Origin of the sequence: Pandoraea terrae (genome assembly GCF_902459695.1) — a bacterium.
GTDB lineage: Bacteria > Pseudomonadota > Gammaproteobacteria > Burkholderiales > Burkholderiaceae > Pandoraea > Pandoraea terrae.
In genome coordinates, this window is sequence record NZ_CABPRZ010000002.1 from 385,236 (window position 1) to 409,111 (window position 23,876).

Sequence of the window (23,876 nt, forward strand, 5' to 3'; positions counted from 1 at the left end):
TTTCCCCGCGTCTTATGCAGAACATGACTGAAAGGTTATTTGGCGGCACGACCTGTTTGACACGTAGGCACGATATCGGCGGAAGCCCGGCCTGCCCCGGACGGGCGCCGTGCGCGGCGACGCATGTGCGGCCGGCGCTATGAACGACACCAACGCCCTGCGCCGCCAGGTAGCGCTGGCCGATCTGCTGCTCGATCGCCAGCGGCTGTTGCGCGCCTTGAGCCTGGAGCTTCGCACGCCGAACTCGCCGGGCGCCCACAGCGCGCTGCTCGTGCTGCATGTCGGCCGCGGTCAGAACACCGCGCGCCACAAGCGTCATCTGTCCGATGCCGACATGCTGGCCACGGTCGCCTTCCGGATCGGCTCGCGTATTCGCCGCCGCGACCTGATCGGCCGCGTGGCCGATCATCAGATCGCCATCCTGCTGCGCGACCTCGGCAACCGCGACGCAGCCGTGCAAATTGCCAAACGCTTCATCCGCGCGGGCGAATCACCGATGCCCTGCGGTGACGGACTGCTCTACCCGATTATTTCGGCCGGCATCACGCACCTCCCGCAAGTCCCCGTCTGGCCCGCCACGCTGCTCAAGCACACGGCGGACGTCGCGGATCTGGCCATTCGCGAGAGCGAAGCGCGATTCCTGGTGAGCGAGGCGCCGCAGAGCGATACCAACGCGATCGAGCCCGACGCTGATGCTGGCGACGAAACTTACTGGCGCAGCATGATCGGCCAGGCGCTGTCGGGCGCCGAGTTCCGACTGCACTATCAGCCGCAGATCGACATGCGCACCCACCGCCTGACTGGCCTGGAAGCGCTGATCCGATGGCAACGCGACGACGAACTGATCATGCCGGGCGAATTCATCCCGGCGGCCGAGCGATGCGACGTGATCGGCCCGATCGGCGACTGGACCCTGCAGGAGGCCTGCCGGCAACTCGACCAATGGCGACATGCCGGCGAGGAATACCCCCGCGTGGCCGTCAATCTTTCCGCGCAGCAAATGCGCGTGAGCACGCTCGATACGGTCCGCTACGCGCTCAAGCATCATCGCGTCGATGCCGAGAAGCTCGAGATCGAAATTACGGAATCGTCATTGATTTCCCATCTCGACGAAGCTGCCACGCTCATGAACGAACTCGTTGCGATGGGCGTGCGCCTGTCGCTCGACGACTTTGGCACCGGCTACTCCAGCTTCGTGCGACTCAAGCGGTGGCCGTTCGGTACCGTCAAGATCGACTATCAATTCGTCGCGGGCGTGCTGATGGGCGGTTATGATACCGAACTGATTCGCGCCATCATCGCCATCGCGCGCAAACTCGAAATCGAAACCGTTGCCGAGGGCGTCGAGACCAGCGCCCAGCGCGATGCGCTCGCAAGTCTCGGGTGTCATGCGTGGCAAGGGTATCATTGCACTCGTCCCCTGCCGCCCGGACACATCGAATCGTTCATTCGGGACTGGCACGGACGCATGTAGTCCCGGGCGGCGTGCGGGTTCTCGCGCCGGCGACCGCTTTTTACGCCGGAGGCGAGGAGATGCGATAATGTCGTCCATGACACCCGAGGCGCACGCGCTTCGTGACTGCCCGAGGGTTGTCCGGCTATTTTTCGCGCTCCCGCTCCACTCCCCACGGCGCTTCGCCGCGTTGCCATGTCCGAACTTCACGACCGCCCTGACAGCCCTTGCATCGGCGTCTGTTCCACGCTTTTCGACGACGTTTGCAAAGGTTGCGGCCGCACCGCCCATGAAGTCAGCAACTGGGTGTTTCTCTCGGACGAGGAGAAGCAGGCCGTGTGGACGCGCATTCAGCGCGAAGGTACGGCCATGCGATTCTGCAATTCGGCGTGAAGCATGGGTGGCGGCACCGCGTGGCGCCGCCATGACGCCCGAAGCGATGGCCTCTACTTTGGCGAGCGGAACTGCAGGGATTTATATTCCAGGAACTCTTCAAGCCCGTACACGCCGTTTTCGCGGCCGTGTCCCGACTGCTTGAATCCGCCGAACGGCGCTTGCACGTTGAACTCTCCGCCGTTGATATCAACCTGTCCGGTGCGGATACGCCGTGCCACCCGCACTGCACGTGCCTCATCGCCCGACCACACGCCTCCGCCCAAACCGTAGATCGAATCATTGGCGATGCGCACTGCATCGTCTTCGTTGTCATACGTGATGATCGACAGCACCGGGCCGAAAATCTCTTCCTGTGCCACCGTGGCATCGGGCTTGACCTTGCCGAGCACGGTCGGTTGCACGAAGAAGCCGGTTTCACGGCCGGCCGGGATATCGGGGCCGCCTGACACCAGTTCCGCTCCCTCGGCCAGACCACGCCGAATATAGCTGGTCACGCGCTCCCGCTGCGCGGCGGAAGCCAGCGGACCGAGGCGTGTCCCCTCCTCGCGCGGATCGCCGAGCGTGAAACGCTCCGCAAACTGCTTCGCCAGCGCCTTGGCTTCCTCGTAGCGCGCCGCCGGCACGAGCATGCGCGTATGCGCCGAGCAGGTTTGGCCTGAATTGAGATAGCACGCATTGAGCGTGCCTTTCACGGCGGCTGACAAATCGGCGTCGTCGAGAATCACCGAGGCTGATTTGCCGCCCAGTTCCAGCGCCACACGCTTGACGGTTGCCGATGCGACCTCCGACACGCGCTTGCCTGCGCGTGTGGAGCCCGTGAAAGACACCATGTCCACGTCCGGGTGGCGTGCCAGCACTTCACCGACGACCGGGCCGAGCCCCGTGACAAGATTGAAGACACCCGCCGGCAACCCTGCCGCGTCGATGACTTCGGCCAGCACGAACGCATTGAACGGCGCCACTTCCGACGGCTTGAGCACGACAGTACAGCCGGCGGCCAGCGCGGGTGCGACTTTCAACGTGATCTGATTGAGCGGATAGTTCCATGGCGTGATCGCGCCGACGACGCCGACCGGCTCCCGCACGACGACCGAATTGCCGACACGCTCCTCGAACGTGAAGGACTCGGCGAGCTCTGCGTACTTGCCCCAATGGTAGACGGGACCGCCCACCTGGATGGCGCGCGCGAGCTTGATCGGCATGCCGGTTTCGCCGGTGATGAGTTGCGCGAGTTCGTCGGTCCGCGCTTTCAGACCGGCGGCGACACGGCGCAGGTAGCCGGCCCGGTCGGCGGGCGGCGTGGCCGCCCAGGCGTCACGCGCCGCCGCAGCAGCGGCAATGGCTGCTTCCGTGTCGGCGGCGGTCCCGGCGGGAATCGTGCCCATCAATGTTTCGTCGGCCGAATGAAAGACTTCCAGTGTGTCGCGGCACGAGGGCGCCACCCACTGTCCATTGATGTAAAACCTGTCGTAAGCGGTCATGCTGTCGTCTCCTGCAGCGTCCATGAACGGCCCATTGTAGCGCTGCCGTTGCCTGGCTCCCAGCGCTTCGGCGCAAATCGGCGCCATCCGAGCCGGCGCTTCCATTTGTCCGATGCAGCCGCCAGCCGCAGCCGGTAAACGACGCAGGGCGCACGGTTGCGCGTGCGCCCTGCGGCTGCCGAACCGGGGGCGTCAATTCCCCGTGCCGGCGTCGGACCGGTATCCGAAGGCGATCAGACCTCGACGCCCTGGCTGGCCAGATACTCTTCGTAGGTGCCTTGATAGTCGGAGATTTTGCCGTGCTTGATTTCGATAATCCGCGTTGCGAGCCCTGACACGAACTCACGGTCATGCGAAACGAACACCAGCGTACCCGGATACTGTTCGAGCGCCATTTGCAGCGATTCGATCGATTCCATGTCCATGTGGTTGGTCGGCTCGTCCATCATCAGAACGTTATGACGGCCCAGCATGAGCTTGCCCCAGATCATGCGGCCCTTTTCGCCGCCCGAGAGCACCCGCACCGACTTGCGCACATCATCGCCGCCGAACAGCAGCCGTCCGAGCGAGCCGCGAATGACTTGATCGTCGTCGCCTTCCTTGGCCCACTGGGTCATCCAGTCGGTGAGCGTCAGGTCTTCAGGGAACGCGCTGGACGTATCCTGCGGCATATAACCGATATTGGCGTGTTCGGCCCACTTCACCGTACCGGCATCGGCTTCGAGGTCGCCGAGCAGGCTACGCAGCAACGTGGTCTTGCCTACGCCATTCTCGCCAATGATCGCGACCTTCTCGCCGGCGCGCACGGCACCGGTGAAATTATTGAAGATCGGGCGGTCATAGGCCTTGCTGACGCCTTCCGCTTCGACCGCCAGATTATGCAGTTTCTTCTCGAATTCGAAGCGGATGAACGGATTCTGACGCGATGACGGCTTGACGTCCTCGACCTTGATCTTGTCGATCTGTTTCAGGCGGCTGGTGGCTTGGCGGGCCTTCGACTTGTTGGCCGAGAAGCGGCGCACGAAGTCCTGCAGATCGGCGATACGTTCCTTGGCCTTGGCATTGGCGCTGACCTGGCGTTCGCGGGCTTGCGCCGACGCCAGCATATAGTCGTCGTAATTGCCCGGATAAACCTTGAGTGTGCCGTAGTCCATGTCGGCCATGTGCGTGCAGACCTGGTTCAGGAAATGTCGATCGTGCGAGATGATGATCATGGTGGAATTGCGCTCATTGAGCACATCTTCCAGCCAGCGGATCGTATTGATATCCAGGTTATTGGTCGGTTCGTCGAGCAGCAGCACGTCCGGATCGGAGAACAGCGCTTGCGCGAGCAGCACGCGCAGCTTCCAGCCCGGCGCGACGGCGCTCATCGGCCCCTGATGCTGATCCGTCGGAATACCGACGCCCAACAGCAGTTCACCTGCCCGCGCTTCCGCCGTATAGCCACCGTACTCGGCAAACTTCGCTTCGAGTTCCGCCGCGTGCATATAATCGTCGTCGGTCGCTTCCGGGTTGGCGTAGATGGCGTCGCGCTCGCTCATGGCGGCCCACATTTCCACGTGCCCCATCAGTACGACGTCGAGCACGCGCATCTCTTCGAACGCGAACTGATCCTGCTTCAGCTTGCCCACGCGGACATTCGGCTCCAGCATGACCACGCCGCTCGACGGCTCGAGGTCATCGCCGAGGATCTTCATGAACGTGGATTTCCCGCAACCGTTCGCTCCGATCAGGCCGTAGCGGTTGCCCCCGCCGAACTTGACGGAGATATTCTCGAAGAGCGGCTTTGCGCCGAATTGGATGGTGATATTGGCAGTGGACAGCACGGGCGGATTCCGGAAGGTGAGGCGGTATTTGAAGCGAAGAACTGCGAAACCCGGCATTTTACCATCGTTGCGCGAATAGATTACGACGGCGGGGCGTTAGCGCCTTCGACCAACGCACGCGCTTGCCTCGGCGGCCTTCACCCCTGGGGGCATGCCGACGGCTCGACTTGCCTTGCAAACCGGGGCGCGTTCATATAAGTAGGTCGGTTGGCGGCCCCGGGAGTGGGCAGGGGCGCAAGCGGCGCAAATCGCGATGTTGACGGAATCCTGGTCACGCAGGGGAGGCCTGAGTCGTCATTGGCGCAATGATAAGGGGTTCTCGCTATGGCTCGCACCCGGCTAATGCTTCATAATGGATTAGTTATGCATTCCCGGGTCCGTCATGCGCGGATCAATATATTTCTCATGAGTCAAAACCGCGAACCGATCGACACCTACCTGCTGCGCGTGCTTTACACCTTGCTGATCGAGCGTAGCGTCACGCGCGCCGCTGTCAAGCTGAATCAGTCGCAGCCGGCCATCAGCGCGGCCTTGCGCCGCCTGCGCGATATCACCGGCGATCCGCTGCTGGTGCGTGGCAAGTCGGGCATGGTGCCGACCGAATACGGCCAATCGCTGCTGGAGCCGACGCAGAACGCATTGCGGGAGATCGAACGCATCACGGTGCAACAATCGAATTTCGATCCGGCGACGACGGTCCGCACGTTCCGCATCGGGTCGCCCGACTACCTGAATGTCTTTTTCGTGCCGACGGTCGTTGAACGTTTCCGCCAGCAAGCGCCGAACGCACAACTCGAGGTGCACTCGCTCGGCCCGGCGTTCGACTACGAACACGCGCTCGAAGACGGCAAGGTGGACATTGTCATCGGCAATTGGCCGGAACCCCCCGAACAGTTGCATTTATCGAACCTGTTCGTCGACCAGATCGTCTGCCTGATGCGCAATTCGCATCCTTATGCCAAGCGCGGCCTGACGCTGGAGCAATACCTGGCGAGCCCGCATCTGGCGCCGACGCCCTATTCCGTCGCCCAGCGCGGCGCCATCGACATGCATCTGGCGCGCGAGCGGCTCAAGCGCAACGTCGTGGTCACGATTCCGTACTTCAATCTGGCCCCCTATGTGCTGCTGAAATCGGATCTGATCTTCACGACGACGCGGCTCTTCGCCGATCATTACGCCGAATTCCTGCCCCTGACCGTGGTCGAGGCGCCCATCGATTTTCCGCCGATGCAGTACTACCAGTTGTGGCACGAACGCACGCATTATTCCGATGAAGTGCGCTGGCTGCGCGGCGTCATCTCGGACGCCACCCGCACACTGCTCGAACAGCGTCCGCAGTCGTAACGCCGTTTTACCGGCGGAGCGGCCCCCACCGCCCCGCCGAACCGCCAGCGGCATGTCCATGCGTAGACACACCGCCTTCTCGCGACGACGCCGTCGCCCGGGGCCCTGGGGCCCGGGTTAGCGCGCCGCCTCGGCCAGTTCCCGCGCCAGCTGATTGTGACGATGGATGACGTTCGGCAGGTCGACCGTCGTCAGCCGCCCCTCCCGCACCACCACCCGGCCGTTCACCACACTGTACGCGGCGTGTCCCGGATTACAGAAGACCAGCGCCGCCACGGGATCGTGCAGGCCGCCGGCCATGCCGACACCGCGCGTATCGAAAGCGACGAAGTCTGCCGCCATGCCCGGCGCCAACGCACCGATATCATCGCGGTTCAACACCCGCGCGCCGCCGAGCGTCGCGATCTCCAGCGCCTCGCGCGCGGTCATCGCGTTGGGCCCGAAGCCCACGCGCTGCAGCAAGAGCGCCTGACGCGCCTCATTGATCATGCTCGCCGCGTCGTTCGATGCGCAGCCATCGACGCCCAACCCGACCGGCACGCCGGCGTCGCGCATGCGGCGGATCGGCGCAATGCCCGACGCCAGCCGCATGTTGGAGCACGGGCAATGCGCCACCCCCGTTCCCGTCTTCGCGAACAGGGCGATGCCAGGATCGTCGAGCTGCACGCAGTGGGCGTGCCAGACATCGTGACCCACCCAGCCCAGATCCTGCGCATACTCGGCTGGCGTCATATTGAATTTTTCGCGGCTGTAGGCGATGTCGTTCACGTTCTCTGCAAGGTGCGTATGCAGCGAGACGCCGAAGTGGCGCGCCATGCCCGCCGCCTCGCGCATCAGGTCGCGCGACACCGAGAATGGCGAGCACGGCGCCACGACCACGCGCAGCATGGCATAGCGGCCGGCGTCGTGATACGTCTCGATCAGGCGCTGCGTGTCCTTGAGAATGTCCGCCTCGCGCTCCACGACGCGGTCCGGGGGCAAACCGCCCTGGCTCTGCCCGACGCTCATGCTGCCGCGGCTCGCGTGAAAACGCATGCCGATCCCGGCCGCCGCCTCGATACTGTCGTCGAGCCTGCAGCCGTTCGGATAGATATAGAGGTGATCGCTCGACGTCGTGCAGCCCGAGAGCAGCAACTCGGCCATCGCCGTCTGGGTCGAAACCCGGATCATCTCCGGCGTGAGCCCCGCCCATATCGGGTAGAGGTTCGTCAGCCAGTTGAACAGTTCACCGTCCTGCGCGGCAGGAATCGCACGCGTGAGGCTCTGGTACATGTGGTGATGGGTATTCACCAGCCCCGGGATCACCACATGACCGCGCATGTCGAGGATTTCGTCGGCCGTCTCCGGCAGCGTGTCCGTCGGACCGACCGCCTGGATGCGGTTACCCTCGATGAACAGGCCGCCGCGTTTGATCTCGCGCCGGCCGGCATCCATCGTGACCAGGACTTCCGCATTCCTGACGAGCAGCGTTTTCGCTTGCATGACCGCTTCCCTTTACAAAAATCAGTGCGCTTCGCAACCGAGGGCCGCCCCGTCCGTCTGCGCGTCCGGCTTTTTCAAGCCGTTGAAGTATGCGTTCAGCGCCACGGCCGAAATCGTGGCAAGCAGGATACCGCTGTGCAGCAGCGGTGCCAGTTGCTCCGGCATCTTGGCGAAGAACTTGTTCGAGGCCACCGGGATCATGGCCATGCCGATGCTGATCGCCACGATATACAGGTTGTAGCGATTGTTCGTGTAGTCGACCTTGGCGAGAATCTTCACGCCGGTGGCCATCACCATCCCGAACATCACGACGCCCGCGCCGCCCAGTACGAACTGCGGAATCGACGCCACGATCACCGACATCTTCGGAATCACGCCGAACAGCAGGAGGATGCCGCCTGCCGCCACGCACACCCAGCGGCTCTTGACGCCGGTAACGCCCACCAGGCCGATATTCTGCGAAAACGAGGTATGCGGGAAGCTGTTGAACAATCCGCCGATGACCGTCGCCAGGCCATCCACGCGCAGGCCGGACACCAGCGCTTTTTCGTCCACCGGCTTGCCGACGATCTCGCCCAGCGCCAGGAACATGCCCGTCGACTCGATGAACGTGATCAGCATGACGATGGTCAGCGTGCCGATGGCCCACGGATCGAACACGGGCATGCCGAAATGGAACGGCGTGACAATGTCGAACCACTTGACCTGCTCGATGCCGGCGAAACTCACCTTGTGCAGCAGCACCGCGATGATGAACCCGAAAACGATGCCGAGCAGCACCGCGATATTCGAGAAGAAGCCCTTCACGAAGCGCGTAATCAGCAGGATGAACACCAGCACGGCGAACGACACGCCCAGATAGACCGGATCGCCGTACTCGGGGTTGCCGACGCCTCCGGCCGCCCAGTTGATGCCCACGCCGACGATGGTCAGCCCGATCGACGTGATGACGATGCCCGTGACGATCGGCGGGAAGAACCGCAGCAGCTTGCCGACCAGCGGCGCAATGAGCGTGCCGATCACCCCTGCGGCAATCGTCGCCCCGAAAATACCGTTGATGCCCAGCGACGGGTTGTTGCCGATGGCCAGCATCGGGCCGACGGCGGCGAATGTCACCGCCATGATCACCGGCATGCGGATGCCGAATTTGCCGATGCCCACACTTTGCAGCAGCGTCGCGATACCGCAGCACATCAAGTCGGCGGAAATGAGAAAGGCGATCTGGTCCTTCGGCAGGCCAAGCGCCCCGCCGACGATCAAGGGCACCGCAACGGCGCCCGCATACATCACCAAAACGTGTTGCAAGCCCAGCATCAACAACTTTCCGATCGGCAGTCGTTCGTCGACCGGATGTACGGCATTGACAGTCTTACGCATTGCGTCTCCGTCCCACGGGGGGTGTTCGAATGTATTTTTTGGGTGACTCAAAGGTAACTTTTGCCCCCCAGCGCGACAAGACGGCCCGAGGCTATAGTGCTTTTTTCATGAGCCGTATGCCTCTGCCGTTATCTCGCTTTTCGGGTTTTCCCCAAGAACTCACGTAACGACTGGCGTTCCGGGGCGATTGTCCGTGCTTTGCGTACCGGTCTGATATCGCACGCCTTATGCTTGGCATAACGGAATCGCACAGTGGTCCGTTTCGACGAATTAAATTAACGCTGAATTGTGGACTCGAGGGGTTGCCTGCGGTGTGTGACGGCGTGCAAGCGCTGCGTGCAGCGATATGCGCCGCGTTTTATCTTTGGTATTGCGGGCACGGTGATGCCCGCATTCTCCCTACAATGCATCCATCCATTACAGGAGACATCATGGGACGACTGACTACCCACGTACTCGATACCGCCCACGGCAAGCCGGGCACCGATATTCGCGTGGAACTCTGGAGCGTGGCCGGCGAGCGCCGACTGCTGCGTGACGTGAAGACCAACCACGACGGCCGTTGCGACAAACCGCTGCTCGAAGGCGACGATTTCCAGGCCGGCGAATACGAACTCGTATTCCACGCAGGCGACTACTTTGCGGCACAAGGCGTCGAAGTTCCGACGCCGCGTTTCGTCGATCGCGTCGTCCTGCGTTTCGGGATTGCCGAACCGGATCAGCATTACCACGTGCCCCTGCTGGTGTCGCCGTGGAGCTACAGCACGTATCGCGGCAGTTGAGACCGCGGCGTCGACATTAGGCAGTAGAGGAGAATATAAGATGGAAGCGTTTATCACCGACTGGCTCAATCTGTTGTTGCGCTGGCTGCACGTCGTGGCAGCCATTGCCTGGATCGGCGAGTCGTTTTACTTCGTCATGCTCGACAACGGCCTGAAGCCGCCCAAGGAAGCCGAAGCGAAGCAGCGCGGCGTGTTCGGCGAAATGTGGTCCGTGCATGGCGGCGGGTTCTATCACTCGCAGAAATACCTGGTGTCCCCGCCGAAGATGCCGGAAGACCTGCACTGGTCGAAATGGAAGTCGTACACCACGTGGATGTCGGGCTTCGCCCTGTTCTGCGTGCTGTATCTGCTGCAACCCCAGACCTACCTGATTGACAAGAATGTCGCTGATCTCGCGCCCTCCACGGCCGTGGGCATCGCCGTCGCCTTCCTGATCGGTGGCTGGTTCGCCTACGACGGCCTGTGCCGCCTGCTCGGCAAGAACGAGCGCGTGCTCGGCATCGCCGTGGCGCTTTTCGTCGTCGTCTGCACATTCGCTACGACGCATATTTTCGCGGGTCGCGCGGCCTTCCTGATCGTTGGCGCGATGATGGCGACCGCCATGTCGGCCAACGTGTTCTTCTGGATCATCCCGGGCCAGCGCAAGAGCGTGGACGCCCTGGCCAAGGGCGAAGTGCCGAACCCGATCTGGGGCAAGCTCGGCAAACAGCGCTCGGTCCATAACACGTATTTCACGCTGCCGGTCGTGTTCATCATGATCAGCAACCACTACGCGTTCACGTACAGCAACAAGTACAACTGGCTGATCCTGTCGATCATCATGCTCGCAGGCGCCATGATCCGTCAGTTCTTCGTGCTGCGTCATTCGGGCAAGAACCTGTACGCCCTGCCGGTCGCGGGCGCCGCCCTGCTGGCCGGTGTTGCCGTGTTCGCCGCGCCGCGTCCCGCCCCGGCGCCTGCTGCCGCGCACAGTGAAGCGGGCGCCACTGCGCCTGCCGCGCTCAAGCTGTCGGAAATCCAGCCGATCCTGACGCAACGCTGCGCCACGTGTCACTCGGCCAAGCCGACGATGATGGGCAGCGCGCCGGCCGGCGTCATGTTCGATACGCCGGACGAGATCTCGCAAAACGCCCAGCGCATTTATCAGCAGGCCGTCGCCCTGAAGGCGATGCCGCTGGGCAACGTGACGCAGATGACCGACGACGAACGCCAGAAAATCGCCGCATGGTTCAACGGCGGCGCACAAAAGTAACACTGCATCGCACCGATTCCTTCTTGCTGTACCCCATGTTGAGGCGCTTCGGCGCCTCTTTTTTATGGTGCCGGAACTCCCGCCGTTTGCCCCGGTCTGTTACCTTCGGCGTCCGGTAAGCCGCGTCCCGAAACGACGCGGTGGCTCTCCACGAGGGGCACCATGTCTCACACGAGTACTTTGCAACGCACGAATAACGCCTTGCTCAAGCAGTATGTCGCGCTCGCGGTTCCGACCATCCTTTCCGGCTGGGTCTATACGGTCTACACGCTCATCGACGGGATCTTCATCGGCCGTTACGTCGGCCAGCAGGCGCTTGCGGCCCTGAACCTCGTCGTCCCGCTGCTTTATGTGCCGTACGCCTTCAGCGTCATGATCGGCGTCGGCGGCGCCACGCTGATCTCGCGCTTGCTCGGCCAAAACCGTGAGGCCGAGGCACGCCAGGTCTTCGCGCAAGTGCTCTGGACCATGCTGTGTGTGAGCGCCGTCATGAGCGTGGCCGTGCTGCTGTTCTCGCCGCAGATCGTGACGATGCTGGGCGCCACGGGCGAACTGGCGACGCAGGCGGAGGCCTTTGTATGCATCTATGCGTACTTCATCCTGTTCGCCAACGGTCTGTACGCCATGGAACTGTTCCTGCGCGCGGAAAGTGCGAAGGCGGCCCGCTTCGGCCTGTACGCCATGTTCATGGGCGCGCTGACGAACATCGCACTCGACTATTGGCTCATCGTGGTTCAGGGCCGCGGCATGGCGGGTGCGGCCTGGGCGACCGGTATGAGCATGTGCGTATCGAGTCTCGTCATGCTCGGGTATCACCTGTTCCTGGCCAAGCGCGTCGTGCCCGCATGGCGGCCGTTCGCCTCGGGCGAGTCGCACGTCGGCAAGATGCTCTACAACGGCGCGTCGGAGTTCCTCGGCGCGATCGCACCGGCCATCACCGTGTTCGCGTTCAACCGCGTCATCCTTGCGAATTTCAGTGAAGCGGGGCTCGCCGCGTACGCGATCCTGGAATACATGACGCTCGGCGCCACGGTCACGATGGTCGCGCTCGTACAGAGCATGCAGCCGATGATCAGCTATTACCGTGGCGCGCACGATCGTCAGGCGTTGCGGGGTTCATTCCGGCTCGGCGTCGTTGCCGTCGTGGGCTTCTCCGTGCTGGTCGCCATTGCAATGGCGACGCTGTCGCGCCCGCTCACATTCCTGTTCCTGCCGGAAGGTGGCCAAGCGTGGAGCATCCTTGAACACGCGGTGATCTGGTACGCCCTCGCGTTCTTGCCTGCGGCGGGCAACCTGATCGTCGCCGGCTTCCTCACGGCGATTGAGGCGCCAGGTCCGTCGGCAATCATCGCCATGCTGCGCAGCTGGATTTTGCTGCTCGGCATCCTGTGGCTGCTCAACGCTGCCTTCGGGGGCGCGGCGATCTGGTACACGCTGCTGATTACGGAGTTGCTGACGCTCGCCGCGAGCGCATGGCTCTACCGCACGGCCGATCGCAGCGGCCGTGCCTTCAAGGACGTTGCGCCGGTGGCCGGGCCACGCGGGCCCGATATTCGCGTGAACAGGCCCTGACGGCCGGCGCCAGCACCGGCATTGACAGATCGGCATCGAGGCTCGCTCTTGGGCGTTTTCCCAATCTCGGCCGAGTCACCCCTCCCCTGGGAACGAACGCGCCACAGCCACATCGAAGACGTTCCTGTATGACAGGACGGCGAACCACCCCGGTCATTCAACGCTGGCGGGCTCGCCGCGCATTTATTCATCGCAAGGAGTTCAAGGATGACCAAACGTCTTACCGCAGAGTTCTTCGGAACATTCTGGCTAGTCCTTGGGGGCTGTGGAAGTGCTGTGCTGGCCGCGGCATTTCCCGACCTGGGCATCGGCTTTGTCGGCGTTTCTCTGGCTTTCGGCTTGACCGTGCTCACGATGGCCTACGCTGTCGGCCATATCTCCGGTGGTCATTTCAATCCGGCGGTCACTATCGGGCTGCTGACTGGCGGCCGGATCGCGGGCAAGGATGTCGTGCCTTACGTCATCAGCCAAGTCGTCGGCGCCATCGCCGCAGGGGCTGTGCTGTATCTCATTGCCAACGGCCAGGCGGGTTTCGATGTCACGGCCGGGTTTGCCACCAACGGCTACGGCGAATACTCGCCCGGCGGCTTCTCATTGACGGCCGCAGTGGTCACTGAATTTGTGCTGACGGCGTTCTTTGTATTGATCATCCTGGGTGTGACCGGCAAAAATGCGCCTGCCGGGTTCGCCCCGCTGGCGATCGGTCTGGCCCTTACGCTGATTCACCTGATCAGCATTCCGGTCACCAATACGTCGGTCAATCCGGCGCGCAGTACCGGCATGGCCCTGTTTCAGGGCGGCTGGGCCTTGTCGCAACTCTGGGTGTTCTGGGTCGTCCCTCTGCTGGGCGGTGCCGCTGGCGGCTGGGTTCATCGCGCGCTCCTCGCCGATGACCGCTAAATGAACGCTGCCGTAACTGCGCGTCTTGAGTACTGATGCTCGCGCCGGCCGCAGCCTCGTGTCTTGCCTATTGGTGCTCGCGCCGGCCGCAACTGCCCGTCTTGCCTATTGATGCTCGCGCCGGCCGCAGCATTGACCCGCTTTCCGCTCCCGACAGAACACACGTACGCGGAAAGCGGGCCAACGCTCCGGCGAACCGCCACCGTTCCGTCGACACCCTCCCTCAAGCCACCCAATGCTTGCCCCAGTCTGACGCTACCGCCGTCTTCACCAGCCGCTCCACGCGGCATGCCGATTCCCGGACTCGCTCTCGAGGGACCGGCGTCGACTCCGATAATCGTCATGCCGTGACACCCCAGCGGTCCACACAGCCCCGCGGCCTCGGGGCCGCACACCGAACGCGGGTTTCGACGTACCGGCACCGCGCGACGCGCCCCGGTTCGTTGAAACCCACTGTGTATTCCGGCCTTATCGCGAAGGTCTGGGCGGTAACGCATCGACAATCGCCCGGATGACATGCCATCCGGACAACGAGCTGACGCTGCGGGCGGGCGTTACGCAGCAAGAGGCTGCGCACGCTCGACGAGGTGGTTCCGCTGCTCGAAGATTTGCGTCGAAAGTTCATGCGCAGTACTCGCGAGTTCTTCAAGTTGCTCTAAGAACGCGTGCACGAATTCCTCATCCAGCGAATCGATCCCGCCTTGGCCACCCACCATCGACAGCGCGACGATCTTGCCAGTCACATTGCGCAGTTCAACCGCACGTTCATCCTGCTCCCTGCGACACTGGGCAATCGCTTCGTCTTCCAGGGAAAGTTGACGCTCAACTTCAGACATATCACCTCCAACACAACAAAGTGGGTTTGCGCCCGCTCAGCGCTGTCGAGGGAGTGACGTAAGAGATGGCGTTCCGATGACGAACGGGTGGGCGGGCACCAGGCCGGGGTGAGATGCCGTGCAAGTCCAGTGGATCAAAACGGCCGACCGTGTGGTCGCCCGACCTGAGCCCGCCCATAGATGAATCAATCGGCGCGTTCAATCCGCGCACGACGGACCGCGCGCGAAGCGCGGCCGTGTGCCCACTTAACTTGCTCCGGGATCTCACTCCCGTATCGCGATTGGGTCGCGATGGAAAAAGCTTACGCGCGGCACACGGCATGTACAAGGCGAAATGCCGCCAATTCTATCGTTTTGCCCGACTTTCGGAATCGTCCGAGCAAATCATTAGGATTACGCGCTTGTTTTAAAAATCCCGTTGGGAGTGACGGCGCATTCAGATTTATCCCAATTCGAGGGTCGTCGCATTTAACGTCAATCATCGAGCGTTTATTCTTCGTGGCCGAAGCCTCAGATAGGCATTCGGCACGGCAGGGGCAACGATGGCGAGCGACCGCGGCCTCGTCGTTCAGGTTCGAGGGCCCCGACGGCATGAGTATTTCACTGCCGGCACTTCCCAAGAGCGATCCGAGCCCGCCCGACGACGGCTACCCCCTTTCCCACTGAGATAGCGATGATCATCAGCCCCCCGTTCCTGCCGGAGGTTGCGGCAAATTCGAAAGCACTCGATCCGTTGATGGATGCGGTTGACGAGTTTTCAACGTATTACGGCGTGTATCCCATCGCCGCCGATCGCCGTTGGCATTGCGGCCTGCATCTCAATCCGCGCGATCAGGCGATGCCCGTACGAGCGATTGCCGACGGCGATGTCGTCGCGTACCGGGTATGTAAGAAAGCGATCAGCGATGGAACGAAGAATCCCGACGGTACGGATCAGCTCAATAGCAACCTCGGTTTCGTACTGCTCAAGCACACGACCGAGACGGGCGAGAATCGTACGCTGACGTACTTCTCGCTGTACATGCACCTGCTCGATATGGAAGGCACGAACCAACTGCCGGGCCGTGTGCCGGCGGCGGGCAGTGCGCCGCATGTGCTGCCGGACTGGCTCAGGAACGACACGGAAGGTGTGGTGTCGGGAGAAGGCAAGAAGGTCTATCGCAAGGATGTGCTCGGATATATGGGGAAGTGTCAGGGCCACTTTGGCGTGCACTTCGAAATCTTCATGTTGCCTGACGACTACAAGGCCTATTTCGGGGCCACGCAGCTCGACGTGGCTCAGCCGAGCACGCCTGCGGGAACGGATTACTGGGGGCATACGTATTACGTGATTCCGAAGGAGCAGATTTTTAGCCCGCTACCGCCTGGCGTGGACGGAAATAACAAGCTGAAGGGCATCGAGTTTCATCCACTGCCAGGCGGTGAAAACAAACAGGCCTTGTATGTCGAAACTTATTTTCACAAGGGCGACAAGTTCACGAAAGTCTGGCAGGTGGCACCCGACGGCAAACGCGTCTATTTGACTGACGGGCCTGTGAAGGACCCGGTGGCTGAGTACGAATACAAGATGTATGACCGTGCGACCAAGCTCTACCCGGCCTGTCCGAGTGATGGCTACGAACTGCTGCGCTTTGGGCGGATTCTGTCGAGCCCCGCAACGCTGCCCCCCCGCGAAGCCCGGTCCCACTTCGCCCCATCAACCCAATCCCCGTTCGACCTGGGTGGCCGTGACCTTTGAGCCGGGCAAGCAAGGCTATATCGACCTCAGCAACGATGCGATCGTGAAGCTCTCGGACGCGGATTTCCCGTCCTTCACGCACTGGCGGACGATCAGCGAAGGCGCGGGACCGTTCAACAGCGACGGCTTGTGCGACATCGAGCAACTCAAGACGATGCTGGGTGACGCGAACGCGAGCTCCACTTCGCTGGACGAAAGTCTGGACGAATTGGCGGCGAAGAACAAGAGAGTCAGCGCGTACCTGAACGATCCCGACCGCAGGCACGTTCGGGAGCAGTTACGCGGCTTCGTGTGCGAAGCACCGACCGAATGGGATACGTCAAATGTCGAGGCGCGCTACCGGAAGCTTTTGGAGCCGGGCGAACATTTCGAAGGCAAGAAGCCTGCATACGACAAGTTCATCGACTTCGCGAAGCGGTTCTGCATCTGGGGCAAGACGGGATTGCCTGACGGGAAGCTCCGGTTCTTCCATCCGCTGCAGTTCATTCGGCATTTCAGGAGGTGCGGGTGGTTGAGCGCCAACGAGTTTGATCAATTGTTGCCGACGGAGGTCCTTCGCGAAAATGACGGCAAGCTGCTCTACGAGCCAGTGATCGCGACAGATACCGTAAGAAAAATCAGTCAGAAACATCGACCGCACCTGAATATTGCCTTGCGCAAGCACTGTATTACGACGCCGGTGCGTATGGCTGCCTTCTTCGGTAATTCGCTGCAAGAAACCACGTGGCTGAGCACATTGCATGAGAACAATCCCAATGCGTGGTACTGGCCGTGGGACGGCCGGGGCTTCCTGCAGCTCACCCACCCGGGCAACTACATCAGCTACTGGGATTATCGCGCACGCAACTCCCAAATACCGCAGAAGGTACGCGACAGTTTGTCGAATGCTCATGGCAAGGTTAATAAGCAGCGTTCAGAAGCAAAAAAGTACTTGAACGATGTCGCGAATGGCGTGACGCCTGAGATGCTCCTCTGGCGTGATCAACTGGCGGACAAGACGGTTCCGCCAACGCCGGAAGATCCGATCAGCCCGGCCGATAGTGCTGGCTTTTATTGGTCCAAGATGCAGATGGGGCGTTATGCCGACCAGGCTAAGCCTCTGGAGCGCCGCGTGGTGCACGCAATACGCCCGCCCGACAAGAAAAACCCGAACTTGCCGAATCCGCCTCGGAGCAAGATCTATTACCACAGCATGAGTTTTCGGGATGCGTCGGCCGCCGTCAATCTGCCCGCGGCGGTGGGTAATCCCGAGAGGTATTTCAACGGCTATATCGCTCGTTGCGTTGCCCACGCACAGGTACTGGCCGTGGTTGGAGAACCGTTCTTTCCTGACGCGGCTGGTGCCCACACACTGCATTTTCCCGAAGGCCGTACTCTCAGAAGAGAAAAACCCAAAAAGGCGAAATCATGAAATTGACCGGACTGGTACTTGTGGCGGCCATCATGGCTTCGGCCACCACGGCATGGGCTCAATCCAAAGCCACTGAGAATCGCAAGGAGGAAGCCCCCAAACTGTTCGTCGACATGGGCGGGGGGTGTGCCATTCGGATCACCGATCCGTTTGGCGGGCACCTGGCGAGTGCCATGCCATCGAGTTCTGGATACTGGACCGACAGGCCGCCGATCAAGACGACCATGGACCGGTTCGCGATTCGCTTTTACTGCGACGATCTAGCCAAGACGTCAAAAGAGGAGATAGCGCTCCGGCATGGCGGGATCTACGATGCGACGGCGCACCGCTGGTCTGCGGATTACCCAAGCGAGTGGGAAGCGGAGATTCTGCGTCCCGTCACCAGAATAGACAATCTGGACTCCGTCAACGGGAGCGGGTTCTACAAGACCCAAGACACCACATTTGGGGAAGAGTGGCGCCGCGAGCGCCACCTCTCCTTTTGCCTGTTTCACGGAACCAAGGCGGTGTGCGGTGGTGAAAACGTGATGAGGCTCGAAGACCCGAAGGGCAATCTGCTGCCCTACTACCTGAAGATCTTGCGCAGCATCGAGTTTATCGACACGCTGGCGACCGTACCGGCGCCGGCCAGTGGGCCGGCGAGCCAAGATGTGCCCGCGCGCTAAGCGCATCGTGAGATTCGGAAAAAACGATATGCATGGCCTTGCAGGCTTGCTTTTCGCGGGCCTCGGCACCTCCGCGTTGGCAGCAACCTGTTTTCTTGTGATCCTCTCACCACCAGAAGAGATATCGGCACAGGAATAATCGGACCCGGTGAAGCTACAGTGCATACGGTGCGTTGCGCCGTGAATCTGGCTCGTCCAGTTGCGCGAGTGAAGTGATGGTACGTTTGAACGGACGATCCGATACCCGAGAAGCGCGACCGGCGTCGTCGCCGATGAATCGCGTCGCACGATACGCAGTGGCGCGCCGGAACCCTCGTTCGGTTTACGGCCCCGAGGCCGCGGGGGCTGTGTGGACCGCCGGTGTGTCACGGCATGACGATTATCGGAGTCGACGCCGGTCCCTCGAGAGCGAGTCCGGGAATTGGCATGCCGCGTGGAGCGGCTGGTGAAGACGGCGGTCGCGTCAGACTGGGGCAAGCATTGGGCGGCTTGAGGCGGTGTGTCGACGCGACTTGAGCGGTTCGCCGCAGCGTTGACCCGCTTTCCGCGTACGTGTGTTCTGCCGGAAGCGGAAAGCGGGTCAATGCTGCGGCCGGCGTGAGCATCCATAGGCAAGACGGGCAGTTGCGGCGGGCGCGAGCATCAATAGGCAAGACGAGCAGGTGGCCGGCCCAACGCCCCTATGTTGCAGCGACGTATCGCGAACGGCACTCAGCCCGGCGCACCGCCGCCGAAATCCTGCGCAAGCGACTGGACGCTGACGGGATCGCCCGCGCCCGGCATCTCGTCGGGTGGCGACGCGAGCGGCGGCAATGATGCCGCGCTCGCGCCCGGCGCGCTGGCCGCCCACTGCGGCTCCGGCAACTCCGCAAATACCTGACGCAAGCGCGCGCCCCACGTGTCGTGGATCATCTTGTAATAGGCGTTATCGTCCGTGAGCGAAGCAAAGCGCGTGACGCGCAGGCTGTTCTCTTCGTAGACGAGCAAATCGAGCGGCAGTCCGACCGAAACGTTGGAGCGCAGCGTGGAGTCCATCGAGATCAATGCGCACTTGGCGCCGTCGTCGAGCGACGTGGACGGGGTGACGAGCCGGTCGATGATCGGCTTGCCGTACTTCGATTCACCGATCTGGAAGTAAGGATTGACCGAAGACGCTTCGATGAAGTTGCCGGCCGAGTACAACTGGAACAAACGGCTCGGCTGTCCGGCGATCTGGCCGCCAAGGATAAAGCTGCAATTGAAGTCGACGCCGAATGTCTCCAGCGCCTTGGCGTCGCGCGCGTAGACTTCGCGAATCGCGTTGCCCACCACACGAGCGACGTCGGTGAGCGTCTTCGCATTCCAGATCGTGTCCGTGTCGCGTGCTTCAACGATATGTTGGCGTACCGCCTGCGTCACCGCCAGATTGCCGGCGGACAACAACACCAGCACCCGCTCGCCGGTGCGCTCGAACACGAGCATCTTCCGGAAAGTGCTGACATGATCGACGCCCGCATTGGTTCGGGTGTCGGAAAGAAAAACCAGGCCCGTATCGAGCCGCATCGCCACGCAGTACGTCATGTTACTCCCGCATCGGGCACCGCCCCCCTTCCGGGCGATCCCGTGTGCATCGAAATCCTATTGTTGAACGACCGGCAACGCGTCGACACTTACCGTCACGTGCAAGTCTTCCGTATGGCCGCCGCTACGCATGCCGCGTACCGGCGCCGCCGATTCATAGTCGCGCCCGACCGCCAGCCGGCAATAATTACCGCTCGCGAAACAGGCGTGCGTGACATCCACGCTGACCCAGCCCAACCCATCGAGCCAGATATCGGCCCACGCATGACTCGCCGCATGCGGGACATCGCCCGGATCGAGATAGCCGCTGACATAACGCGCCGGAATGCCGCGCGCACGACAGATCGCCAGCATCAGATGAGCATGATCCTGACAGACCCCGCGCCCCAGCTCAAGCGCGTGCGACGCAGTGCTCGTCACCTCCGTGATGCCCGACTCATAATCAACCCGGCCGCAGATCGCTTGCGCCAGTGCCAGAAGGTCGTCCGGCGTGGCGAGCGCGGCTTCGCGCGCCATCGCATCGATCGCGTCGCTGCGCCGCGTCAGCGACGTCGCTGACGCGAACGATAGCACAGGCACCGTCGACTCCTCCCGGCCGAGGCATCCGTCGGTCAACGCGACCGTTTCGACCTCCCCTTCCGCGAGCAGATGGATCTCACTGTGCGGCTGGTGCAGGACCAGCGTGTGCATCAGATTGCCATAGGCATCGACCGCCGGCGTCAGCTTGCCCGGCGCCGACAGCCGCCAGTTCACGACGCGCTGTACTTGCGAGGCGGCCGGCGACAAACGCAGTTGCTGAATCGTATAGCGCACCGGGCTGGCGTAACGGTAGATCGTTTCGTGGCGGATGGTCAGGCGCATGAGTTCAGGCCGAAATCAGGAACGTTTGACTGATCTTGTTGCCGAGCAGATTCACGCGCTCGAGAAACTCGGTCAGCACCTTGTGCAGCCCCTGCTGCTGAATCTGCTGGATGTCGGTGTATTTCAGCTCGGCATGCAACTTGCCGGCATAACGCTCGCACTCGCCTGAATGGCCGTTGGAGATCGTCTCGAGATTCTCGCAGACGCCCTGCAACGACGACAGCATCGAACGCGGCATGTGGGGATTGAGCATCAGCAGCTCAACGACGCGCTCGGGCGTAATCACATCGCGATAGACCTTGCGGTAAATCTCGAAGCCCGAGACCGAGCGCAACACCGCAGCCCAGTAGTAGAAATCGGTCGGATGCGAGCTGTCGGCGTCCGGTTTCGCCGCCGCTTCATGGAAGCGCACATCCAGAATCCGGGCCGTATTGTCGGCCCGCTCGAGAAACACCCCCAGCCGCGTGAAATAGAAAGCTTCATCCTGGAACAACGTGCCGAAACTCACGCCGCGCGACAAATGCGAACGAACCTTCACCCACTCGAACAGGTGCGCCGGATCGCGCTCAAGCAAGTCGAGGATGCGCGGGAAGTCGAGCCACGTGCTATTGACCGTCTCCCACAACTCCGTGGTCAACGTTCCCCGCACCGCGCGCGCGTTTTCGCGCGCGGCGGAGAGGCAGCAATAAATGCTCGACGCATTGTCCGGATCGCGCACCATGAAATCCAGGACATGCGCCTTGGTCGCGCGCGCGTGGCGTGCGTTGAAGGCCGGCTCGAGTTCCGAGATGCGCAACGTCGCGCGCCAGCCGGCCTCGTCGGGGCCCGGCGCGGCGTCGTCCAGTTCGCTTTCCTCCGCGTCCTGCGGCAGCAGCAGGTTTTGCAGATTCACGTCGAGCAGACGCGCGGTATTTTCGGCGCGCTCCATATAACGCGCCATCCAGAAAAGATGATCGGCAGTTCGGCTCAGCATGTTCGTTCGCTCACTTTTCCAGAACCCAGGTGTCCTTGGTGCCCCCGCCTTGCGACGAATTCACCACCAGCGAACCTTCCGTCAGCGCCACGCGGGTCAAGCCGCCCGGCACCATGTTCACGCCCTTGCCCGACGACAGCACGAACGGGCGCAAGTCGATATGACGCGGCGCGATGCCGGCCTCCACGAACGTCGGACACGCCGACAGCGCCAGCGTCGGCTGCGCGATGTAACCGGCGGGCTGCGACAGCAGTCGCGCCCGGAAGGCCTCGATCTCGGCCTTCGTCGATGCCGGACCGACGAGCATGCCGTATCCGCCCGCGCCGTGCACCTCCTTCACCACGAGTTCCGGCAGATGATCGAGCACATAGGCCAGATCGTCCGGACGGCGGCATTGGTACGTCGGCACATTGTTCAGGATGGGTTTTTCTCCCAGATAGAACGAGATCATGTCCGGCACGAACGGATAGATCGACTTGTCGTCGGCCACACCGGTGCCGATCGCATTCGCGAGCGTGACGCGCCCTGCACGGTAGACCGACAGCAGCCCGGGCACGCCGAGCGTGGAGTCTGCGCGAAACGCGAGCGGGTCGAGAAAATCGTCGTCGACGCGGCGGTAGATGACGTCAACCCGTTTCGGGCCATGCGTCGTGCGCATGAAGACCAGATTGTCTTCCACGAACAGATCCTGCCCTTCCACGAGTTCGATACCCATCTGCTGCGCGAGGAATGCGTGCTCGAAGTAGGCCGAATTGTAGATCCCGGGCGTCATCACCACGACGGTTGGATCGTCGACCCCTTGCGGCGCGACGGCCCGCAGGCTATCGAGCAGCAGATCGGGGTAATGCTCGACGGGCGCCACGCGATTCCTGGCGAACAGCTCGGGGAATAGCCGCATCATCATCTTGCGGTTTTCCAACATGTACGACACGCCTGACGGCACGCGCAGATTATCCTCGAGCACATAAAACTCGCCGTTATCGGGTGTGCCTGCCCGTACGACATCCACGCCTGCGATGTGCGCGTAGATATCGCCGGGAACCTCGACCCCCTGCATTTCGGGGCGATACTGGGCGTTCATCAACACCTGTTCCGGCGGAATTACGCCGGCGCGCAGGATATCGCGACCGTGGTAGACATCATGGATAAACCGGTTCAGCGCCTCGACGCGTTGCCGCAGGCCGGACTGGAGCGTTTGCCACTCATGGGCCGGAATGATTCGGGGGATGAGGTCGAAAGGAATCAGCCGTTCCGTGCCGGCGTCGTTGCCGTATACGGCAAACGTGATGCCCACGCGCCGGAATGACAAATCGGCCTCGGTGCGCTTGTGCGTCAGCGTGTCATCGGACTGGCAACGCAGCCAGTCGTCGAACCGCCGATAATGCGGACGGGTTTCGCCCGTGCCGCTCGCCATTTCGTTGTAGCTCTCGACCATACGCTTCTCCGCAGATGCCGTATTGGAGTTGAGCAATAAGCATGCCCGGCGTGTCCGGGCATGCCGGCACCGGCGCGGTGCATGGCGCACCACCCCGGCGCTTCGAGTATAGCCGCGGCAACAAAAGCGGGAGAGAAACTTGGATTCGACCGCCCCCCCGCCACAACGAAAAAACCCGGCCGAAGCCGGGTTTCAAAAAAACTCCCGATCCATGCCGCCAGTGATCGGGGTGATTTGCGAACGCAAATTATCCCGGTCGATGGCCTCTCGCGGATGGAGAGGACGCGCGCGGTGCAAATCGCGCGCGGGGTTAGCGCGGTGTTATACAGCCGACCGGTGGTCAAGCCACCCGCGCCGCCTTCCCCGCCAGCGCGCGGTCGATACCGGCCTGCGTGAGCAGCCAGGTACCGGGCAGCACCTGCTCATCGCAGTTATGCCCGTCGCCGCCGCGATCAACGACGATGAAGTCCGACGTCTCGTGCAGCGCCAGCAGCGGGTGATGCCACACGCCGCGCGCGTAGTTCACCCCCTG

The 23,876-nt window shown here is 62.2% G+C and carries 20 protein-coding genes; 10 read left to right on the top strand and 10 right to left on the bottom strand.

From position 1 onward, the window contains the following. Positions 1-139 precede the first annotated feature (139 nt). On the top strand, positions 140-1,474 hold the full coding sequence (locus PTE30175_RS03780) for a putative bifunctional diguanylate cyclase/phosphodiesterase (protein WP_150695700.1): 1,335 nt from the start codon (positions 140-142) through the stop codon (positions 1,472-1,474). 174 nt (positions 1,475-1,648) lie between these two features. Further along, positions 1,649-1,846, top strand: a complete 198-nt coding sequence (locus tag PTE30175_RS03785; protein WP_150695701.1) for a DUF1289 domain-containing protein — start codon at positions 1,649-1,651, stop codon at positions 1,844-1,846. A gap of 53 nt (positions 1,847-1,899) precedes the next feature. Here the strand turns inward: PTE30175_RS03785 and PTE30175_RS03790 are convergent, their stop codons facing one another. Together PTE30175_RS03790 and PTE30175_RS03795 are read right to left on the bottom strand one after the other, a co-directional pair. Further along, a complete protein-coding gene (locus PTE30175_RS03790; RefSeq protein ID WP_150695702.1) occupies positions 1,900-3,330 on the bottom strand; it encodes an aldehyde dehydrogenase family protein in 1,431 nt (476 codons plus the stop codon). Positions 3,331-3,563: 233 nt separating this feature from the next. Further along, positions 3,564-5,156 carry an ABC-F family ATPase gene (locus tag PTE30175_RS03795; RefSeq protein WP_150695703.1) on the bottom strand — a complete coding sequence of 531 codons (1,593 nt, stop codon included), beginning with the start codon at positions 5,154-5,156 and terminating at the stop codon, positions 3,564-3,566. Positions 5,157-5,561: 405 nt separating this feature from the next. On the opposite strand from PTE30175_RS03795, the gene PTE30175_RS03800 reads away from it, so the two are divergent. Then, positions 5,562-6,500 (top strand): LysR substrate-binding domain-containing protein, encoded by a 939-nt coding sequence (locus tag PTE30175_RS03800; protein ID WP_150695704.1) that lies wholly within the window; start codon positions 5,562-5,564, stop codon positions 6,498-6,500. Between the two features lie 117 nt (positions 6,501-6,617). Here the strand turns inward: PTE30175_RS03800 and PTE30175_RS03805 are convergent, their stop codons facing one another. Further along, the gene (locus PTE30175_RS03805; RefSeq protein ID WP_150695705.1) at positions 6,618-7,982 is read right to left on the bottom strand and encodes an 8-oxoguanine deaminase; all 1,365 of its coding nucleotides are present in this window, start codon (positions 7,980-7,982) and stop codon (positions 6,618-6,620) included. Positions 7,983-8,003: 21 nt separating this feature from the next. After that, positions 8,004-9,359 carry a nucleobase:cation symporter-2 family protein gene (locus PTE30175_RS03810; protein ID WP_150695706.1) on the bottom strand — a complete coding sequence of 452 codons (1,356 nt, stop codon included), beginning with the start codon at positions 9,357-9,359 and terminating at the stop codon, positions 8,004-8,006. A gap of 431 nt (positions 9,360-9,790) precedes the next feature. On the opposite strand from PTE30175_RS03810, the gene uraH reads away from it, so the two are divergent. The 4 genes from uraH (at position 9,791) to aqpZ (ending at position 13,865) form a co-directional block, all read left to right on the top strand. Further along, a complete protein-coding gene (gene uraH / locus PTE30175_RS03815; protein WP_150695707.1) occupies positions 9,791-10,141 on the top strand; it encodes a hydroxyisourate hydrolase in 351 nt (116 codons plus the stop codon). A 40-nt stretch (positions 10,142-10,181) separates the two neighbouring features. Continuing rightward, complete coding sequence (locus tag PTE30175_RS03820) at positions 10,182-11,393, top strand: urate hydroxylase PuuD (RefSeq protein ID WP_150695708.1); 1,212 nt, start codon at positions 10,182-10,184, stop codon at positions 11,391-11,393. Positions 11,394-11,555: 162 nt separating this feature from the next. After that, positions 11,556-12,965: an MATE family efflux transporter gene (locus tag PTE30175_RS03825; RefSeq protein ID WP_150695709.1), complete on the top strand. Its 1,410-nt coding sequence runs from the start codon at positions 11,556-11,558 to the stop codon at positions 12,963-12,965. A 207-nt stretch (positions 12,966-13,172) separates the two neighbouring features. Then, the gene (gene aqpZ, locus PTE30175_RS03830; protein ID WP_150695710.1) at positions 13,173-13,865 is read left to right on the top strand and encodes an aquaporin Z; all 693 of its coding nucleotides are present in this window, start codon (positions 13,173-13,175) and stop codon (positions 13,863-13,865) included. Between the two features lie 554 nt (positions 13,866-14,419). On the opposite strand, the gene PTE30175_RS03835 is transcribed toward aqpZ, so the two are convergent. Continuing rightward, entirely contained in the window at positions 14,420-14,701 is a 282-nt protein-coding gene (locus PTE30175_RS03835) for a hypothetical protein (RefSeq protein WP_150695711.1), read from the bottom strand. A gap of 673 nt (positions 14,702-15,374) precedes the next feature. Here PTE30175_RS03835 and PTE30175_RS03840 point away from each other — a divergent pair. Genes PTE30175_RS03840 through PTE30175_RS03850 form a run of 3 tightly spaced genes read left to right on the top strand, consistent with a single transcriptional unit; the run spans position 15,375 to position 18,515 of the window. Beyond that, positions 15,375-16,439 (top strand): M23 family peptidase, encoded by a 1,065-nt coding sequence (locus PTE30175_RS03840; protein ID WP_150695712.1) that lies wholly within the window; start codon positions 15,375-15,377, stop codon positions 16,437-16,439. Next, positions 16,429-17,850: a hypothetical protein gene (locus tag PTE30175_RS03845; protein ID WP_150695713.1), complete on the top strand. Its 1,422-nt coding sequence runs from the start codon at positions 16,429-16,431 to the stop codon at positions 17,848-17,850. Before PTE30175_RS03840 ends, PTE30175_RS03845 begins: the two co-directional genes overlap by 11 nt. Next, complete coding sequence (locus tag PTE30175_RS03850) at positions 17,847-18,515, top strand: hypothetical protein (protein WP_150695714.1); 669 nt, start codon at positions 17,847-17,849, stop codon at positions 18,513-18,515. Before PTE30175_RS03845 ends, PTE30175_RS03850 begins: the two co-directional genes overlap by 4 nt. Before the next feature lie 711 nt (positions 18,516-19,226). On the opposite strand, the gene PTE30175_RS03855 is transcribed toward PTE30175_RS03850, so the two are convergent. From PTE30175_RS03855 to PTE30175_RS03875, 5 genes are all read right to left on the bottom strand, one after another. Further along, positions 19,227-20,075 carry a proteasome-type protease gene (locus PTE30175_RS03855; RefSeq protein ID WP_150695715.1) on the bottom strand — a complete coding sequence of 283 codons (849 nt, stop codon included), beginning with the start codon at positions 20,073-20,075 and terminating at the stop codon, positions 19,227-19,229. Positions 20,076-20,132: 57 nt separating this feature from the next. Next, positions 20,133-20,936 carry a transglutaminase family protein gene (locus PTE30175_RS03860; protein ID WP_150695716.1) on the bottom strand — a complete coding sequence of 268 codons (804 nt, stop codon included), beginning with the start codon at positions 20,934-20,936 and terminating at the stop codon, positions 20,133-20,135. Between the two features lie 4 nt (positions 20,937-20,940). Beyond that, on the bottom strand, positions 20,941-21,909 hold the full coding sequence (locus PTE30175_RS03865) for an alpha-E domain-containing protein (RefSeq protein ID WP_150695717.1): 969 nt from the start codon (positions 21,907-21,909) through the stop codon (positions 20,941-20,943). A gap of 10 nt (positions 21,910-21,919) precedes the next feature. After that, complete coding sequence (locus PTE30175_RS03870; RefSeq protein ID WP_191628812.1) at positions 21,920-23,344, bottom strand: circularly permuted type 2 ATP-grasp protein; 1,425 nt, start codon at positions 23,342-23,344, stop codon at positions 21,920-21,922. A 340-nt stretch (positions 23,345-23,684) separates the two neighbouring features. Further along, a partial coding sequence (locus PTE30175_RS03875; RefSeq protein ID WP_191628814.1) for an ureidoglycolate lyase occupies positions 23,685-23,876 on the bottom strand: 192 nt, incomplete at its 5' end.

Excerpts from the sequence above, each read along its gene's own strand:
- PTE30175_RS03780 (WP_150695700.1), top strand. The coding sequence starts at position 140 with ATGAACGACACCAACGCCCTGCGCCGCCAGGTAGCGCTGGCCGATCTG.
- PTE30175_RS03785 (WP_150695701.1), top strand. The coding sequence starts at position 1,649 with ATGTCCGAACTTCACGACCGCCCTGACAGCCCTTGCATCGGCGTCTGT.
- PTE30175_RS03790 (WP_150695702.1), bottom strand. The coding sequence starts at position 3,330 with ATGACCGCTTACGACAGGTTTTACATCAATGGACAGTGGGTGGCGCCC.
- PTE30175_RS03800 (WP_150695704.1), top strand. The coding sequence starts at position 5,562 with ATGAGTCAAAACCGCGAACCGATCGACACCTACCTGCTGCGCGTGCTT.
- PTE30175_RS03805 (WP_150695705.1), bottom strand. The coding sequence starts at position 7,982 with ATGCAAGCGAAAACGCTGCTCGTCAGGAATGCGGAAGTCCTGGTCACG.
- PTE30175_RS03810 (WP_150695706.1), bottom strand. The coding sequence starts at position 9,359 with ATGCGTAAGACTGTCAATGCCGTACATCCGGTCGACGAACGACTGCCG.
- uraH (WP_150695707.1), top strand. The coding sequence starts at position 9,791 with ATGGGACGACTGACTACCCACGTACTCGATACCGCCCACGGCAAGCCG.
- PTE30175_RS03820 (WP_150695708.1), top strand. The coding sequence starts at position 10,182 with ATGGAAGCGTTTATCACCGACTGGCTCAATCTGTTGTTGCGCTGGCTG.
- PTE30175_RS03825 (WP_150695709.1), top strand. The coding sequence starts at position 11,556 with ATGTCTCACACGAGTACTTTGCAACGCACGAATAACGCCTTGCTCAAG.
- aqpZ (WP_150695710.1), top strand. The coding sequence starts at position 13,173 with ATGACCAAACGTCTTACCGCAGAGTTCTTCGGAACATTCTGGCTAGTC.
- PTE30175_RS03835 (WP_150695711.1), bottom strand. The coding sequence starts at position 14,701 with ATGTCTGAAGTTGAGCGTCAACTTTCCCTGGAAGACGAAGCGATTGCC.
- PTE30175_RS03840 (WP_150695712.1), top strand. The coding sequence starts at position 15,375 with ATGATCATCAGCCCCCCGTTCCTGCCGGAGGTTGCGGCAAATTCGAAA.
- PTE30175_RS03850 (WP_150695714.1), top strand. The coding sequence starts at position 17,847 with ATGAAATTGACCGGACTGGTACTTGTGGCGGCCATCATGGCTTCGGCC.
- PTE30175_RS03855 (WP_150695715.1), bottom strand. The coding sequence starts at position 20,075 with ATGACGTACTGCGTGGCGATGCGGCTCGATACGGGCCTGGTTTTTCTT.
- PTE30175_RS03860 (WP_150695716.1), bottom strand. The coding sequence starts at position 20,936 with ATGCGCCTGACCATCCGCCACGAAACGATCTACCGTTACGCCAGCCCG.
- PTE30175_RS03865 (WP_150695717.1), bottom strand. The coding sequence starts at position 21,909 with ATGCTGAGCCGAACTGCCGATCATCTTTTCTGGATGGCGCGTTATATG.
- PTE30175_RS03870 (WP_191628812.1), bottom strand. The coding sequence starts at position 23,344 with ATGGTCGAGAGCTACAACGAAATGGCGAGCGGCACGGGCGAAACCCGT.